Annotated in this window: 14 protein-coding genes, 2 pseudogenes and 1 other annotated feature; of the genes and pseudogenes, 12 read left to right on the plus strand and 4 right to left on the minus strand. The window is 40.1% G+C overall.

Annotated elements, in window-relative coordinates; all coding sequences use genetic code 11:
* Position 1: 1 nt before the first annotated feature.
* Positions 2–1,242: pseudogene (gene fabF, locus MUO14_RS20815) on the plus strand (beta-ketoacyl-ACP synthase II).
* Between the two features lie 70 nt (positions 1,243–1,312).
* Here fabF and MUO14_RS20820 read toward each other — a convergent pair.
* Positions 1,313–2,296, minus strand: a complete 984-nt coding sequence (locus tag MUO14_RS20820) for an LCP family protein (RefSeq protein WP_244752432.1) — start codon at positions 2,294–2,296, stop codon at positions 1,313–1,315.
* Between the two features lie 161 nt (positions 2,297–2,457).
* On the opposite strand from MUO14_RS20820, the gene MUO14_RS20825 reads away from it, so the two are divergent.
* Both MUO14_RS20825 and MUO14_RS20830 read left to right on the plus strand, forming a co-directional pair.
* Positions 2,458–2,670 carry a YuzI family membrane protein gene (locus tag MUO14_RS20825; RefSeq protein ID WP_244752433.1) on the plus strand — a complete coding sequence of 71 codons (213 nt, stop codon included), beginning with the start codon at positions 2,458–2,460 and terminating at the stop codon, positions 2,668–2,670.
* A 78-nt stretch (positions 2,671–2,748) separates the two neighbouring features.
* On the plus strand, positions 2,749–3,510 hold the full coding sequence (locus MUO14_RS20830; protein WP_244752434.1) for a DUF3603 family protein: 762 nt from the start codon (positions 2,749–2,751) through the stop codon (positions 3,508–3,510).
* A gap of 216 nt (positions 3,511–3,726) precedes the next feature.
* Here MUO14_RS20830 and trpS read toward each other — a convergent pair whose 3' ends face one another.
* Positions 3,727–4,722, minus strand: coding sequence for a tryptophan--tRNA ligase (gene trpS, locus MUO14_RS20835; RefSeq protein ID WP_244752435.1), 996 nt, complete (start codon positions 4,720–4,722; stop codon positions 3,727–3,729).
* Positions 4,723–4,780: 58 nt separating this feature from the next.
* Positions 4,781–5,036: a binding site (T-box leader), on the minus strand.
* Between the two features lie 247 nt (positions 5,037–5,283).
* Positions 5,284–5,652, minus strand: a complete 369-nt coding sequence (locus MUO14_RS20840) for a DUF3899 domain-containing protein (protein ID WP_244752436.1) — start codon at positions 5,650–5,652, stop codon at positions 5,284–5,286.
* 456 nt (positions 5,653–6,108) lie between these two features.
* Between MUO14_RS20840 and MUO14_RS24885 the strand changes: the two are divergent.
* From MUO14_RS24885 to spxA, 9 genes and pseudogenes are all read left to right on the plus strand, one after another.
* Positions 6,109–7,493, plus strand: a pseudogene (locus MUO14_RS24885) (peptide ABC transporter substrate-binding protein).
* 347 nt (positions 7,494–7,840) lie between these two features.
* Entirely contained in the window at positions 7,841–9,523 is a 1,683-nt protein-coding gene (locus MUO14_RS20850) for a peptide ABC transporter substrate-binding protein (RefSeq protein WP_244752437.1), read from the plus strand.
* Between the two features lie 160 nt (positions 9,524–9,683).
* Positions 9,684–10,610, plus strand: a complete 927-nt coding sequence (opp3b, locus tag MUO14_RS20855) for an oligopeptide ABC transporter permease (protein ID WP_244752438.1) — start codon at positions 9,684–9,686, stop codon at positions 10,608–10,610.
* Between the two features lie 8 nt (positions 10,611–10,618).
* Positions 10,619–11,749 (plus strand): oligopeptide ABC transporter permease, encoded by a 1,131-nt coding sequence (gene opp3C, locus MUO14_RS20860; RefSeq protein ID WP_244752439.1) that lies wholly within the window; start codon positions 10,619–10,621, stop codon positions 11,747–11,749.
* Positions 11,750–11,764: 15 nt separating this feature from the next.
* On the plus strand, positions 11,765–12,823 hold the full coding sequence (locus tag MUO14_RS20865) for an ABC transporter ATP-binding protein (protein ID WP_244752440.1): 1,059 nt from the start codon (positions 11,765–11,767) through the stop codon (positions 12,821–12,823).
* Positions 12,820–13,764, plus strand: coding sequence for an ABC transporter ATP-binding protein (locus MUO14_RS20870; RefSeq protein WP_244752441.1), 945 nt, complete (start codon positions 12,820–12,822; stop codon positions 13,762–13,764). Before MUO14_RS20865 ends, MUO14_RS20870 begins: the two co-directional genes overlap by 4 nt.
* 164 nt (positions 13,765–13,928) lie before the next feature.
* Positions 13,929–15,137, plus strand: a complete 1,209-nt coding sequence (locus tag MUO14_RS20875; RefSeq protein ID WP_244752442.1) for a putative glycoside hydrolase — start codon at positions 13,929–13,931, stop codon at positions 15,135–15,137.
* Between the two features lie 153 nt (positions 15,138–15,290).
* Positions 15,291–15,872: a GNAT family N-acetyltransferase gene (locus tag MUO14_RS20880; RefSeq protein ID WP_244752443.1), complete on the plus strand. Its 582-nt coding sequence runs from the start codon at positions 15,291–15,293 to the stop codon at positions 15,870–15,872.
* A 316-nt stretch (positions 15,873–16,188) separates the two neighbouring features.
* Positions 16,189–16,584: a transcriptional regulator SpxA gene (spxA, locus tag MUO14_RS20885; RefSeq protein WP_079529418.1), complete on the plus strand. Its 396-nt coding sequence runs from the start codon at positions 16,189–16,191 to the stop codon at positions 16,582–16,584.
* Positions 16,585–16,626: 42 nt separating this feature from the next.
* On the opposite strand, the gene MUO14_RS20890 is transcribed toward spxA, so the two are convergent.
* A complete protein-coding gene (locus MUO14_RS20890) occupies positions 16,627–17,295 on the minus strand; it encodes a TerC family protein (protein WP_244752444.1) in 669 nt (222 codons plus the stop codon).
* Positions 17,296–17,488 lie beyond the last annotated feature (193 nt).

Here is a 17,488-nt window from a genome sequence, read left to right on the forward strand (position 1 = left end):
AATGGATAAACGTCGTATCGTCATTACCGGCATGGGTGCAGTTACTCCAGTAGGTAATACAGTCGATGAAATGTGGAAAAGTATTAAATCAGGAAAATCGGGAGTCGGTGAAATTACGAAAGTGAACAAAGAAGACTATCCAGTCAGTGTTGCAGCTGAATTAAAGGATTTTGACCCATCTTTGTATATTGATCGTAAAGATGTGCGCCGTATGGATCCATTTGTTCAATACGCAATGGCAGCTTCTCATATGGCTGTAGAAGATGCGGGCTTAGAAATCAATGAAGAGAATGCACCAAGAACAGGAGTGTGGATTGGATCTGGAATTGGCGGCATGGGAACATATGAATCCCAATTTGAAACCTTTCAAAAGAAGGGCTATCGTCGTGTTAGTCCATTCTTTATCCCGATGATGATTCCAGATATGGCAGCCGGACAAGTTTCCATTTCTTTAGGAGCGAAAGGGATTAACTCTTGTACGGTAACAGCTTGTGCTTCAGGAGCCAATTCGATTGGCGATGCATTTAGAGTAATTGAGCGTGGAGATGCCGATGTTATGATTGCAGGCGGGACGGAAGCGCCTATGAATAAAATGTCATTTGCAGGGTTCGCTGCAGCACGGGCCCTCTCATTGAATGAAGACCCAAATACAGCGAGTCGACCGTTTGACCAGAACAGAGACGGGTTCGTAATGGGTGAAGGAGCAGGCATTCTTGTCCTCGAGACACTTGAATCAGCTAAAAAACGTGGAGCAAAAATATACGGTGAATTGACAGGCTACGGTTCAACTGGTGATGCTCACCATATTACTTCCCCAGCACCAGAAGGGGAGGGGCATCTCGAGCAATGAATCAAGCACTGAGCGATGCTGGCATTGAGCCTGAGCAGGTCGATTATGTAAATGCACATGGTACATCAACAGATCTTAATGACAAATTTGAAACGATTGCAGCTAAGTCTGTGTTTAGTGACCATGCCTATAGCTTGGCGATCTCATCAACCAAATCCATGACAGGACACTTGTTAGGAGCTGCAGGTGCGATCGAAGCGATTATTTCCTTAAAAGCTATTAATGAGGGAATCATGCCGCCAACAATCAATTATGAGACACCTGATCCTGATTGTGACTTGGACTATGTACCCAATGAAGCGAGGGAAAAGGCGTTAAACATCGTGATGAGTAATTCTCTAGGCTTTGGTGGTCATAATGCTTCACTAATTTTTCAAAAGTATCATGATTAAAAAATCCCGATGCCGCTCCGGCATCGGGATTTTATTTTGTGTTTCGTATTTTCTGGGAGCTTGCCTTGTTTTATTTTAGAAATTCTTGAATTGTTTGTGCTGTTTCCTGTTCGTCGTGCGATAATACTAGCCCAATAGGGTAGGGTTTACGCAGACTCTGTACATTATCATCTGTAGGAACACTCAGTGTCTCAATATCTTTAGGAGGGTTTAAGATAAAGTCTTTTCCAAGTGTTAAGATTTTGGCATTTCCCATATTCGTATCAACATAAGGCTGAATCGTTCCAATTAGACGAGGAGCTTTCAACACACCACTAAACGATAGAAGTTCATCCTTTAACAGTTTAATAACTTTTTGTTGTCTTTCTACACGGGCAAAGTCGCCTCTTGAGTCACTGCGGTATCGTGCGTAACCGAGAAGTTCATCACCGTTTAGCCTTTGCGTACCTGCTTGCAAGTTAATGTTGGTGTCTTTTCCACCTTTATACTGCATGTCTTTCTCCACATCAACTTTTACACCACTTGGAGCTAATGTATTCACAATATGTGTAAATCCAGTAAAATCAATAATTGAGTAGTATTCTGTTTTAATACCGAAGTTCTCAGCAATGGTTTGGCGTAATAGTTCAGGTCCGCCAAAGGCAAATGCTGCATTAATCTTGTTGTATCCATGACCTGGAATATTAACGAACGTATCTCTCATAATCGAGACGAGTTTAGCACTTTCGTTCTCGGGATCATATTGTGCGATCATAATCGTGTCTGAACGTGGAGTCTCACTGCCGCGCTGGTCAACACCCAATAGCAAAACGTTTGTTTTCCCATCATGATTGTCAACCCCTTTAAATTCATCTTTATATTTACTAGAGATTTCATCTAGTTGAACTTCACCATCTTCCCCAGATACCTTTCCTAGGGACTCTTGTTTCCCCATCATATATTGATAACCTGAATAACCAAGGGTAATAATGAAAATTAAAAGCAACGCAGCTACGAACAGCCTCTTTTTACGTAAACGCCTCTTTCGTCTACGCACGGAGCGCTTAGCTGTCATATATATCATCCTTTCTATCCTGAAAGCTCCTCCATTAAATTTACCTGTATTTTCGGTGTAAGTAAAGGGGAATTATGTATGAAATCCTCGATTAATGAAAAGCATGTCCACAGGTAAGTTTTCATAGAATAAAGAAAGGGACAAGATCGGGAGGACAAGCAATGGTGCGGTGGCTATTATTTTTAATAGGATTTGGATTCTCTGTGGCAGGCGGAACAGTAACGATTACCTACTTAAACCTTATTCCCGCAGGATTAACCTGGATAGAATTTTTACTATTTATCAGGTCCCGTCCGGAATGCTACTTATTCCCCATTGGGATCGTGCTTATATCTTTTGCCATCTTATTAATGAATGATTCCTTTACTAAATAATGGATTCAAAGAATAAAAAAGCCAGTATTGGTCATAATGTAACCTAAAGAGATCACTGTTAGAAAGTGAGGGTGCAAGATGTTATATATGCACGATTTATGGGTTAACTGGTTTGAAGGAGAAGAGAATGGTTATAATGTTTGCAGGTTCCACGAGTGGCGGAAAGAGGATGGAATAGAGATTGTCGATCAAATTCCATTATTACTTATTGAAGACCAGCTTTTTGAATGTATCCAAAACGATTTACAGGATTTACCAATGTCATTACTGCAAGATGTACAAAAAAGAACTTATATGAAGAAAAATCAAGAACGACATACGATTGAATACGCCGCTGTTGTGACAAACGGACAGGATGTAATTGTTTTTGATACACTAGGTTACACGTTACCTGTTAAAAAAAGCAGATTAATTCCACGACAGGAACGACTTGTATTTGAAATGGTCCATGGTAAAAAACCAGCATCATACAGAGTGGATGAGCTAGTAACCAAAGAATACCATATTCTTTCATTAGAACCAAAAAAAATGTCTGGATTAACTAGACGAGAAAGACAATTGAAACAACTGTTAATGATGGCTCTTGATGAGTTGAAACATTCGGATTACCCAGAGGAAATTCGTTATTGGTTAACAGAATGGAATCCTGCTGAATATCGTTTTATAAAAGAATTAACGAATGAAGAAGCATGGGAGCGTCTGTACTATGGTGCATCTCATGGCTGGAGTGTACACCATGAAGAATTATGCGGAAAGCTTATTAAAGGGCAGCCTTTTTTCGAAACCATTTGGGAAGGGGAAAACCAGAAGGCAGCCAAACATATTAAAAGCCAGAATTGAGGTTAAGCTCAATTCTGGCTTTTTGTCAGTCTATGGATGTGTTTGGGCGGAATCATCATGAATTTAGTCAGAATCATCTACCTTTTAGTTAGAATCTTTTCAAAATTCGTCAGAAACTTTCCGGTTTTTGGTGAAATGATGACGAATTAGGGTAGAATGATCTCAAGTTTGGGCAGGAACTTTCCGCTTCAAAGATGGGAAACTTGCCTTGCTTTCTTACTTTTTCCTAACACGTCCTAAGCCCATAGCTTTCTTGGCTTTTTTCAACATCTTATTTGCTTGGAAGCTCGCATGATTGGCTCCCTGATCCAACATATCGTCTAATTCATCTGATTGGATGAGTTGATCATATCGCTCTTGAATGGGCTTTAAAGTTGCAATAACAGCTTGGGCCACATCCTCTTTGAATACTCCATATCCAGTATTCTGGTATTTTTCCTCTAAATCCTCAACAGAAATACCGGAGCAAATAGAATAGATAGTGAGCAAGTTGGCTACTCCTGGTTTATTTTCCTTATCGTATTTAACGACACCCTCAGAATCTGTCACAGCGCTTTTGACTTTCTTCAAAATTTTCTTTTCATCATCAAGCATGGAGATGAATGCTTTTTGGTTAGCATCCGATTTACTCATTTTGTTAGTTGGTTCCTGAAGTGACATAATTCGTGCCCCGACTTTAGGTATGCTGACTTCTGGTACAGTAAAGATATCATTATATTTATTGTTAAATCGCTGGGCTAAATTTCTAGTCAATTCCAGATGCTGTTTCTGATCTTCTCCTACAGGTACAATATCCGTTTTATACAAAAGAATGTCTGCAGCCATGAGAGGAGGATAGGTTAACAGCCCAGAGGTCACCCCTTCTTTACCTCCCTGGGATTTATCCTTGAATTGTGTCATTCTCTCGAGTTCCCCGATATAACTGACACATTGCAACATCCATCCTAATTGCGTATGCTCGGGCACCTCAGATTGAATGAACAATGTTGATTTGCTTACATCAATCCCTGAAGCGATGTACAAGGCCGCTAGGGATCGAATGTTTTCTCTAAGTTGAAGACGGTCTTGGGGCACGGTGATGGCGTGTTCATCTACCACGCAGAAATAACAGTTATAGTCATTTTGCAAGTCAACAAAATGCTTTAATGCCCCTAAATAATTCCCTAATGTTAATGTACCACTAGGTTGAATACCAGAAAAAATAGTTTTCATTTTCTTCACCCCTTGAATAAATTTTAAATAAAAAAACATTCGTCCCTTCCATTTATATGGAAGGGACGAATGTTTCGCGGTGCCACCCTTATTACTTTTTGAAAATGCTCAGTTCAGTCGCTAAGACTAGAATGTCTTTTAGATTGCCCCCAGCGCTTTTCTTGAAAAGTCAGCTCAAGTTCGTTATCGCCGAATTTACGTAAATCTGCTCCAAAGCCCCAATTTCATTTTATTCCGCTTCACTGCTCCCAGCCAACCACAGTTTCTCTTGTAAGCAATAGAATAAAATTACTTCACTTTATCATAGCGATTTAGATGTATAAGAGGAAGTTCAAAAAGTCCTCAAATGATTAACGGCGCATTTCTTGTTGCTCGGTTTTTCCGACCTCACGTAGGAAAGGCATACGCTGTGGTCGGAAAAACTGTCGCGCCCTCGACCTTCTTGCGACGTACGGGATGTGCCAGTGTCGACGTTCCCATTCGTCAACTTTTCGAACACACACTAGTAAGTAGCTTTTAGAAAATTATAGAAGAGTCTCTCTTCCTTTGCAAGTCTAGTCCTTAATTATAATATACAGCAAGCAATGCGGCTAACCCAATACTCAAAATTACCCCTTGAAACATAAAGAAACGTGACCATGAACGATGCACAATCTCAGATGGCAAAGGTTTATCTTCCCATTCATCGAGGTAGTCCTTATTCTTTGACATACGGTTTGTGAACCTTCTCATGCTGTAAGTGATTCCATCAAAGAACCCACCGCGAACAACCCATAAAATCAATCCGATAAATAAATAAACGTAAGCTATATAAAATAATAAATTGATGAAGTTAAGGAGGTCATGAGCTGGCGCCCAAAATACAAAGAGCAGTGCGCATAGGAAGAAATTCAACACAACGATTGTCCATTTGCTCCGTACAATGGCCATTTCGTTCACACCTTTCTGAAAAACTCTTACATATTATAGCATGTTTTTGATTTCAAATATATGCTTTATACGAGGGTTGAAATGTATTTTAATTACAGGGGGTGCAAAGTTGTACTAAAATTTGTATAATTGAAAGCGTTGGCAAAATGTACATAAAATAAAGGGAGGAATGATTACATGAAAGGAAAAAAGTGGTTTGTACTAGCGTTGACATTAGTTCTAAGTATTTTTCTGTCCGCCTGTAGTGGAGAAGATTCAGAAACTAGTTCTGAAGGCAATAGTGATGGAGAAAGTTCTAAATCCAGCAAACAGGTACTTAATCTAATTGATAAAGCGGAAATTCCGTCAATGGATTCATCACTCACGATAGATGCGCTGGCATCTCAGTGGTTAGGATCAACAAAGGATGGACTGTATCGCCTTGGCGAAGGCGGTGAGCCGGAGCCTGGAATTGCGATGGAGCACGAGGTAAGTGATGACGGATTAGTATGGACCTTTCATTTACGCGATGATGCGACATGGTCTAATGGAGACCCTGTTACGGCACATGACTTTGTTTTTGCCTGGCAGCGGGCGGTTGATCCAGACACAGGGTCTGAGTACGGTCCCTATATGATGGGGGGCGTGATTAAAAACGCTACAGCTGTTTCAAAAGGGGAAGTGTCTGTTGATGAATTAGGAGTAAAAGCTGTTGATGATTATACTTTTGAAGTTACGTTAGAGCAGCCAACACCTTATTTCGAATCGATGACGACGTTCGGGACATTCCTGCCGCTTAACGAGAAATTTGTTAAAGAACAAGGTGAAAATTACGCGATGGAAGCAGATGCATTGCTTTCAAACGGACCTTTTATCATGACTGAATGGAATCATGGGGAAGGTTGGACAGTGGAAAAAAACGAAGATTACTGGGATGCTGATGCGGTTAAACTTGATCAGATTAACGTAAGTGTTGTAAAAGAAACAGCAGCAGCCGTTAACTTATATCAAACAGGGAAAGTTGACCGTGTGAATCTATCCTCAGAATTCGTAGATGAGTATCGGTCCTCTGAAGAATTTAAGGTGGAAGAAGAACCAACGACATTCTTCCTTAAGATGAACCAGGAAAATGAAATACTGGCAAACAAGAAAGCGCGTAAGGCGATTCAGATGGTGATCGACCGTCAGGCGATGGTAGATGTTATTTTAAATAATGGATCCATTCCTGTTGGGGGATTGTTCCTGGGAATTTTGTCAAACACCCTGAGTCTGGAAAAGACTTCCGAGAAATCAATGGAAGCCTTATTGAAACAAATGTAGAAAAAGCAAATGAGCTGTGGGCTCAAGCAAAAGAAGAACTAGGCATTGAAGAAGCAGAGCTTGGGTATTTAGGTGGCGACACAGAAGTTGCTCAAAACCTTGATGCCTATGTGAAAGACCAACTTGAACAACTGGAAGGGTTAACAGTCAATGTGGAGAGTGTACCTTTTCAAATTCGTCTAGAGCGAGATAAGAATATGGATTATGACCTCGAGAATTACGGTTGGGGACCTGATTATATCGACCCGAATACATTCTTAAACATTTGGGTAACGAATCAGGGGAATAATAAAACGGGTTATTCAAGTGAAAAGTATGATAAGTTAATTGAAAAAGCAGCTACCGAACTTGCATTAAAGCCGATTGAACGCTTTGAGACATTTTTAGAGGCCGAGAATTTGCTCATTAAAGAAGATGCGGTGCTTGCACCTCTCTACCAGCGAGCAAGGGCACAGCTTTGGAAGCCTTATGTGAAAAATGTAACCGCCAACCCAATGGGTCCTGACTATACGTACAAATATGCCTTTGTTGAAGGTAAATAATAGAACAATTAAGGAGGAGGGGATCTGACAGATCCCCTCCTTTTGATTTGTAGAGAATGTTCAAAAAGTCACCAAATGCTTGTAGTAGTAAAATTGATTACGTGAATGTTTTCATATCACAAAGTAGTAAAATATTATCCTAAACCATTATATAATAGTTAGCTTTTTGTAAATTAAACTAGGTAATTAGTTGTGTTTTATGTTACGCGAACGTAATAATAGCAAGCTTTGTGAAATTTTTATAAAAAAAAGGTAATGCAAAATAGTTTGAAAACTTGTATAATTCGTAATGTGGACAAAGAGCCACACCAAAATTCAGAAAAATTTTAGGGGAGGTCATTTTCTACATGAAAAAGACAAATTGGTTATTGCTAGTACTAGCACTAGTATTTAGCATGTTCCTCGCTGCTTGTTCAGGAGGCGGAGATTCAGAAACTGGATCTGATGGCGGTACTGACAGCGGTAGCGAAGGAGAAGAAGCTGCTGGGGACAGCGAGCAAGTACTTAACCTATCTGACTCAGCTGAAATTCCAACAATGGACTCATCACTAGCTACAGATGCGGTAGCATTCCAATGGTTAGGATCTACGAAAGACGGTCTTTACCGTCTTGGCGAAAACGGAGAGCCTGAGCCAGGAATCGCAAAGAGTCATGAAGTAAGTGAAGATGGTCTTATTTGGACATTCACACTACGTGAAGACGCCACTTGGTCTAACGGAGACCCTGTAACTGCAAATGATTTCGTGTTTGCATGGCAGCGTGCCGTTAACCCTGACACGGGTTCCGAATACGGTCCATACATGTTAGGCGGAGTTGTTAAAAATGCTTCATCGATCGCTGCAGGAGACACTCCAGTTGAAGAGCTAGGCGTTAAGGCTGTAGATGACTATACATTAGAAGTCACCTTAGAAAAACCTGTTCCTTACTTCGAATCAATGACAACATTTGGCACATTCCTACCAATGAATAAGAAGTTCGTAGAAGAACAAGGTGAGAATTATGCAATGGAAGCGGATACAATGATGGCAAACGGACCATTCAAAATGACTGAATGGAGTCATGGAGAAGGTTGGACTCTTGAGAAGAATGAAGATTACTGGGATGCAGAAAACGTTAAACTTAATCAAATCAACGTCAGTGTTGTTAAAGAAACAGCTTCTGATGTTAACCTGTATCAAACAGGAGAGATTGATCGTGTTAACTTATCAGCGGAATTCGTTGATCAGTATCGTTCGTCAGAAGAGTACCGTGTACAAGAAGAACCAACTTTGTTCTATCTTAAGATGAACCAGGAAAATGAAATCTTGTCTAATGTAAATGCACGTAAAGCGATTCAAATGGTTATTGATCGTCAATCCATGGTAGACGTGATTCTTAACAATGGTTCCATCCCTGCTGGCGGTGACATTCCTAAAAACTTTGTTAAGCACCCTGAAAGTGGGGAAGATTTCCGTGAAATTAACGGTTCACTAGTGGAAACAGACGTAGAAAAAGCACAAGAACTTTGGGGGAAAGCTAAGGAAGAGTTAGGCATTGAAACAGCAGAGCTTGGCTACCTTGGCGGTGATACTGAAGTGGCTCAAAACCTTGATGCTTATATCAAAGACCAACTTGAACAACTTGAGGGTCTAACAGTTAACGTCGAAAGTGTTCCATTCCAAATTCGTATCGAACGTGATAAGAATATGGACTATGAATTGCAAAATGCTGGCTGGGGTCCTGACTACATCGATCCGAACACATTCCTGAACATGTGGGTAACGGACGGTGGCAACAACCATACAGGCTACGCCAACGAAGAGTATGATGCTTTAATAGAGAAAGCGAACACTGAGCTTGCAATGGACCCTGTTCCTCGTTTTGAAACATTCCTTGAAGCTGAGAAAATGCTGATTCAAGAAGATGCAGTACTTGCACCTCTTTATCAGCGTGCAAGAGCACGACTTTGGAAACCTTACGTGAAGAACGTATTTATTCAGCCAATGGGTCCTGATTTCACTTACAAATATGCTTATATCGAAGGTAAATAAGGTTTACCCGTATATAGGCTAGCTAATAGGGGAGAGAGTATATGTCCAAAGAGTTGGCGTATGCTCTCTTTTTCCCTGTAAAGAGAATATTCTAATAATAGACAAATTTCAGTTAATTCCGCGTGATATAGCATAGCGTTATTTCCCAGGAGGTGTTTGTATGGCACGTTATATACTTCAACGTTTGGTATATATGATATTAACATTGTTTTTGATCGCAACATTATCTTTCTTCTTAATGAAATTTCTACCTGGTACACCCCTAAGTGCTGCGGATAAGTTATCAGAAGAACAGCAGCAAATTGTTTTAGAAAAGTATGGGCTGGACGATCCGGTGCCTGTGCAATATTTCAATTATATGGTGGGCTTGGCACAAGGGGATATGGGGATTTCCTTCCAATTTGATAATCGTGAAGTGACAGATATTCTTATGACACGTATTGGGCCATCCATGCAATTAGGGTTCCAAGCGATGTTTTTCGGCTCTATTTTAGGTGTATTACTCGGGTTGGTCTCAGCTCTCTACCATAATGGTCCACTCGACTATGGCTCTACATTTACAGCCATACTTGGACAATCGATTCCCTCGTTTGTATTTGCAGGGATTCTTCAGTATTTTGTTGGCGTAAAACTAGGATGGTTTCCAGTTGCCCTGTGGGGAACGTGGCAGCATACGGTATTGCCGACAGTAGCTTTAGCTATCTTTCCAATGGCGATTGCGGCCCGTTTTATGCGAACAGAAATGCTTGAGGTTATGGGGTCAGACTATATTACAACAGCACGAGCTAAAGGTGTAAATAAATTTGGTGTTGTGTTTAAACATGGGGTGCGAAACGCCTTGATCCCACTTGTTACCGTTCTAGGACCACTAGCTATCGGTTTAATAACAGGGACGCTAGTAATTGAAAATATTTTTGCTGTACCAGGTCTTGGTGAACAGTTTGTTAAGTCAGTTAACACTAACGACTTCCCAATTATAATGGGTACAACGTTATTAATTTCATTCCTGTTTGTCATAATCGTCCTAGTCGTTGACCTGTTATATGGAGTCATTGATCCTAGAATCCGACTGTCAGAAGGAGAGTAGTACCTATTATGGATAATCACAAACCGAACAAGGATTTATTTGTACCTGTAGATTTAAAAAATAATGAGAGTGAAAAAATTACACGTCCGGCTTTATCCTTCTGGAAGGATTCATTTATCCGATTGCGTAAAAACGCAGGGGCAATGGTTGGACTCGTCGTATTAATATTATTAGGACTGTTGGCTATTTTTGGTCCGTATCTTAATGACTTTGGACAATATGATCAAGACTTATCCGTAGCAAAGATGCCGCCAAAGATTGATGGATTAGGATGGTTAGGTTTTGATGGGACCTTAAGTTCTGTCCAAAGTGCAGAAACTGTCGAAGAAGCACAAGAAAAGGCGCTAATGCGCTATAGTAATCAGGAAGAATATATTCAGACAACTATTATAAATGACGGGAGCAATGGACAGCCAGCTGAGGTTGAAGCTGAATATGATGTTTATGCAGCAAAAGATCAGCAAACAAATTATTGGTTTGGTACAGATGGACTTGGCCGTGACTTATGGTCAAGAACCTGGCATGGTACGAGGGTATCACTTTTTATTGCTTTTGTAGCCACAGCCATTGACATGTTGATTGGGGTTGCTTACGGTGGGATCTCTGCTTATTACGGCGGTCGCGTTGATAACTATATGCAGCGTGTAATCGAGATTCTAATTGGGATTCCCAACCTGGTCATTGTTATCTTGATGATCTTGATATTGGACCCTGGGATAACATCAATTATTATTGCCTTAGCCTTAACCGCGTGGATATCGATGGCCAGGATAGTCAGGGGGCAAATTCTTAAACTGAAGAACCAAGAATTTGTCCTAGCCTCAAGAACTTTAGGTGCGCCGGACAATCGTATCTTAAGAAAACATCTAATTCCGAACGTATTGGGATTAATCGTTATTAACACGATGTTTACCATACCAAGTGCAATCTTCTTTGAGGCCTTCTTGAGCTTCATTGGCCTTGGTCTCCCAACACCAATGGCTTCACTAGGTACACTAGTTAATGATGGGTTCGCATCCCTGCAAATCTATCCGCATATTCTAGTATTCCCGGCAGTCGTTATTTCATTAATTATGATTGGGTTTAATGTATTAGCTGACGGACTTCGAGATGCATTTGATCCGAAAATGCGCGAATAGGAGGTAGGTGTAATCATGGAAAAATTATTAGAAGTGAAAAATATGCATGTATCCTTTGACACCTATGGTGGTGAAGTGCAAGCTGTACGTGGGGTTAATTTCGATTTAAAGAGAGGGGAAACTCTGGCGATTGTAGGAGAGTCGGGTTCTGGTAAATCTGTAACAACGAAAGCATTGATGAAGCTGATCCCTATGCCTCCTGGTCGAATTAAAGAAGGAGAAATCCTTTTTGAAGGACGCGATCTGGCAAAAATGTCCGAGAAACAAATGCAGAAGATCCGCGGAAAAGAAATCTCGATGATTTTTCAGGATCCAATGACTTCCCTTAACCCGACCATGAAAGTTGGGAGTCAAATTATGGAGGGGCTTATTAAGCACCAGAAGATGAATAAAACTCAGGCACGTAAGCGTGTCATCGAACTGCTTGAGCTTGTGGGGATTCCTGACCCTGAAAGTCGTATCAAACAATATCCCCACCAATTTTCAGGGGGCATGAGACAGCGTGTGGTTGTTGCCATAGCCTTAGCTTGTAATCCTAAGCTGCTTATTGCTGATGAACCGACGACTGCTCTCGATGTTACGATTCAAGCACAGATTTTAGAACTGATGAAGGATATTCAAAAGAAAACTGATTCTGCAACAATCTTTATTACCCATGATCTTGGAGTAGTAGCAAACGTCGCTGACCGTGTAGCGGTTATGTATGCCGGTCGCATTGTAGAAGTGGGAACGGTTGACGATATTTTCTACAACCCTAAACACCCATATACGTGGGGACTGCTCGGTTCCATGCCATCATTAGATAGCGCTGATGAAGAGCTTTATGCGATTCCAGGCTCTCCGCCGGATCTGCTTGACCCGCCTAAGGGGGATGCCTTTGCCCCTCGTAACGAGTATGCCATGCAAATTGACTTAGAGCAGGAGCCGCCAATGTTCAAAATATCTGATACTCACTATGCAGCAACATGGCTGCTGCATGAGAATGCACCAGATGTTGATCCCCCAGAATCAATTAAAAAACGTATGGAGGGTATGGCTCAATCGTCTATGTCTACGGAAGGTGATCGTGTATGAGTCAAGAGAAACTGTTAGAAATAACCAATTTAAAACAGCATTTTAAGACAGGTCGACATAGTGTAGTCAAAGCCGTCGATGGCTTGACATTCGATATCTATAAAGGGGAAACATTTGGACTTGTTGGGGAGTCCGGCTGTGGAAAGTCAACAACGGGACGTACGATTATCCGCCTTTATGATGCAACAGATGGCCAGGTATTGTTTGACGGTGAAGATGTTCACGGTAAAAAGTCACGGGATGAACTGAAGAAGTTCAACCGGGAAATGCAAATGATTTTCCAGGATCCTTATGCGTCTTTAAACCCTCGTATGAAGGTTGAGGATATAATAGCAGAGGGAATGGACATTCACAATCTTGCGAGTGACGAAAAAGCACGAAAAAACCGTGTTCATGAACTGTTAGAAACGGTTGGTCTAAATAAAGAGCACGCCAACCGTTACCCTCACGAATTTAGTGGTGGGCAACGGCAGCGTATCGGGATTGCTAGGGCACTGGCTGTAGATCCAAGTTTCATTATTGCTGATGAGCCAATCTCTGCATTGGATGTATCGATTCAAGCACAGGTGGTTAATTTACTGAAGCAGTTACAAAATGAGCATGGGTTAACGTATTTGTTTATTGCCCACGACCTTTCTATGGTCAAGTACATCAGTGATCGAATTGGTGTGATGTACTTTGGTAAAATGGTTGAGCTTGCAAGTGCTGAAGATCTTTACAAGCATCCGATGCACCCATATACACAGTCGTTACTATCGGCGATTCCATTACCAGATCCAGAATACGAACGTTCTCGTGAGCGTTTCACTTATGATCCAAGTGATCATGATACAAGTGAAGAACCAGAATTTAGAGAAGTCCGTCCAGGGCACTGGGTTCTATGTACAACGAGGGAATTTGATCATTACAAAAAAGAACATGGTACTAGTGTGAAGAGTTAGTTACTCGGAGAAAAGGCCTTGCGTTTGATAAAGCAAGGTCTTTCTTTATGTGGAAATTTAGGAACAATATGAAAAAAATTATCATAAGTTGTCAAAAAGTACTGTTCATAACGACTAGTCATCTTATATACTTAAGAGAGCACATAAAATAGGAGTAGGATAAAATGAGAAAAAAACAACTCGTACTTTTCTTTTCAAGTCTTCTTTTGCTAGTTTTGGTATTTTCTTTACATAATGCAAGTGCAGCAGAAGAGGATTCTAAAGAAGTACAAATGCTCACTGGAAAACAACTTGCACTGGCGCCGCTGGAATCTCCAGAGTCAGCTGCTCGCTTCGTTTATGACTCTGGTTTGGATTTTACATACCCTGAGGCCGTTCGGGGGATCTATGTGACAGGACCATCAGCTGGTGGTTCAAATATGGAAGAATTGACGAATTTAGTAGAAACAACAGATTTAAATTCGATGGTTATCGATGTGAAAGAAGATCACGGCAATATTACCTTTGCACCACCTGAGGATTCGCCCTATAAGGATATAGCTGAGCCATTCATTGACGACCCTAGAGCCATGCTTGAAGAGCTTGAAAAAAAAGGAATTTATCCGATCGCTAGAGTGGTCGTTTTCAAAGATTCATTGTTAGCTAAGGAACGACCTGAGCTTTCCTATACGAAGAATGGAGAGGTATGGGTGAATGGCAAAGGAGAGGCCTTCACAAATCCGTTTATGAAGGAAGTATGGGAGTATAACTTAGGAGTGGCTAAAAAGGCGGCAGAGCTTGGATTCCAGGAAATTCAGTTTGACTATGTTCGTTTTCCTGAAGGGTTCGGTTCGCGTGATGATGTTCTAGATTATAGCCAGGGTGATTATGCTGACTTAGAGTTGAGTGACGTAGATAAACGTGTTAAAGCTGTAACAGATTTTGTTGAGTTTGCTGAGGAAGAGCTAAGTGGATACGATGTTGATGTCTCTGTTGATATATTTGGCTATGCGGCTACAATTGAAGAGGCACCGAATATCGGGCAGAATTTTTCAAAAATTTCAAGTCATGTTGATGTCATTTCATCCATGATCTACCCAAGTCATTGGGGACCATTCTTTGGGATGGATGTGCCGGATAAGCATCCATACAAAACAATTAATGAATATGCCAAAGTTGAAAATACTGTGCTGAATAAATTAGAAGATCCTCCAACATCAAGACCATGGATACAGGACTTTGAGGCACCTTGGCTATATTCAGGAGCCACCAAGCAATATGGGAAAACTGAAGTGGAACAACAAATTAAGGCATTACAGGACAATGGTATAAATGAGTATTTAATTTGGAATGCTAGGAATAATTATACCGCAAATGTAGATTATACACCGTAGTATAAGATGAGAAAAAGCGCTGGGTTAACCAGTGCTTTTTTGATTAATGAATAGCAAATTCGGGTAATATTAAAATAAAGTTTCTTTGAGAATTTAACAATTGTGTGATTATTCGGTATAATGAAAGTGATCATAAAAAAAGGGAGTAGATTTATGGACTGGTATGAGAAGTTGAATCAATATTTCCCTGTAGAGGAAATGAAATCCCAAGAACATATGGAAGCGTTGTTAAAAGAGAAAAGCGATGTGTACTATAAGGATGAGGGTGAACATCATGTGTTAATGTACGCAGAGTTTCATTCGTTTATCTTTATTGATTACGTTTATGTATCATCTGCTTCTCGCGGACAAGGATTAGGTCATCAGATCATTGAAAAGATGAAAGCGAAAGGAAAACCGATTATTCTAGAAGTAGAACCGGTAGACTATGATGATACTGATTCGGCGAAAAGACTACACTTTTATCAACGAGAGGGCTTCACACATGCTCAATCCATTGGGTACACGAGAAGATCTCTAGCCACGAATGAAAACAATCCAATGGAAATCCTCTATTGGTCTCCAAATGATGCATCTGAAGAAAGTATTTACGAACAAATGAAGAGAATGTATGAAGAAATTCACACTTACAAAGATAGCGAATTTTATGGGAGGTCCTATCAGCCCGTTGATGAGGTATTAACACTAGATGAGGACCGTGAATCAGATGATATTCTAAAAGATTTAAAGAAATAAAAGTTGATTATCCTCCCCGGCCGATTGTGGCGGGGATTTTCAATCATTGAAGGTAGTTGAAAATAGATAATTTTGTTGAGGGTACTTTTAATGATTAATAAAGGTTTATTTAATGAATGTTTGTGGTATTACCTCTACAACAGATTGGTTAAATAGCTGGGTATTAAGTGGTTTAAAGCTATTTTTTATTAATGTGTTATAGATTTTAGTTGACATGTGTGATATAGTAAGTATATAAGATTAGATTATACTAATTTTAAACTAATAAGTAGTCATTTAGTGAATATAATACATTTTTGAGGAGTGAAGTTTCTGTATGGTAACACTTTATACCTCACCAAGTTGTACATCATGCCGAAAAGCAAAAGCGTGGCTTGAGGAGCATAATATTGCTTACACGGAGAGAAATATCTTTTCTGAGCCGTTAACAATTGATGAAATCAAAGAAATTCTCAGGATGACTGAGGATGGAACAGAAGAGATTATATCTACAAGATCTAAAGTATTCCAAAAATTAAAAGTTGATTTTGATCAATTACCTATGCAAGATTTATTCGATCTTATTCAAGAAAATCCCGGCTTATTACGCCGTCCGATTATTATTGACGATAAGCGTTTGCAGGTAGGCTACAATGAAGATGAAATCAGACGTTTCTTACCGAGAAGCGTACGTACTTTTCAGCTGAGAGAAGCACAACGTTTAGTTAATTAAATTTAAAAGCTGCACCTCACGAGAGGGAGGTGCAGCTTTTTTTTATTCTGTAGTGGCAGGTGATCTTTTGTTAAGCAAATATCCTAAGCCAATTGTGAGGATAACAGTTATGATTGGGAATAAAAGATGAACGATGGAATTGGCTCCTACATACAACATGATTCGTTGATCTTCAAGAATCATTTCCCCTGCAGTAAAAGCAAGAATTCCAGCTCCTATGTAAACGAGGATCGGAAACTTGTCCATCAAAACTAATATAAAACGACTTCCGAAAATGATAATCGGTACAGAAATAAGCAGTCCGATAATAACGAGCATAATTCTTCCATGGGAAGCCCCTGCAATGGCGAGCACGTTATCAAACCCCATCACGATATCAGCAAAAACTATTGTTTTAACAGCTGTGAAAAGATTATCACTGCCACTAATATTTTGTGAATCATCCGTATCAGTCAGCAATTTAATCGCAATATATAAAAGAAGGATCCCACCAATTAATCGTAAAAACGGGATGTGCAGTAAAAATAAGGCTACGGTTGTTAACAAAACGCGTGCAGCTATAGCTAAACCCGTCCCCAAAAAAATGGCTTTATTTCTTTGATGTTTAGGGAGGTTCCTACTTGCTAAGGCTATAACAACGGCATTGTCCCCACCTAAAATAAGATCAATTGATATGATAATAAAAATCGGCTCAAGCAAGTCCCAATTCATTAGAAAATCCTCCTACAATGTAGTGACAAACAGGTGAAAATGAGCTAAAATAAAAAGTCAATCGAAAATCAAACCATAAGCTTGCTTGTGGTCATATGCTGAAATAAAGCAATTTGTTTTCCATTTAAGGTATCCTGTCATACAATAAGAGTACATCGATCTTTGCGATCCTTAAACATCACTATGGTTGAAG

The sequence above is a fragment of the Halobacillus shinanisalinarum genome (genome assembly GCF_022919835.1).
Taxonomy (GTDB): Bacteria; Bacillota; Bacilli; order Bacillales; family Halobacillaceae; genus Halobacillus_A; species Halobacillus_A shinanisalinarum.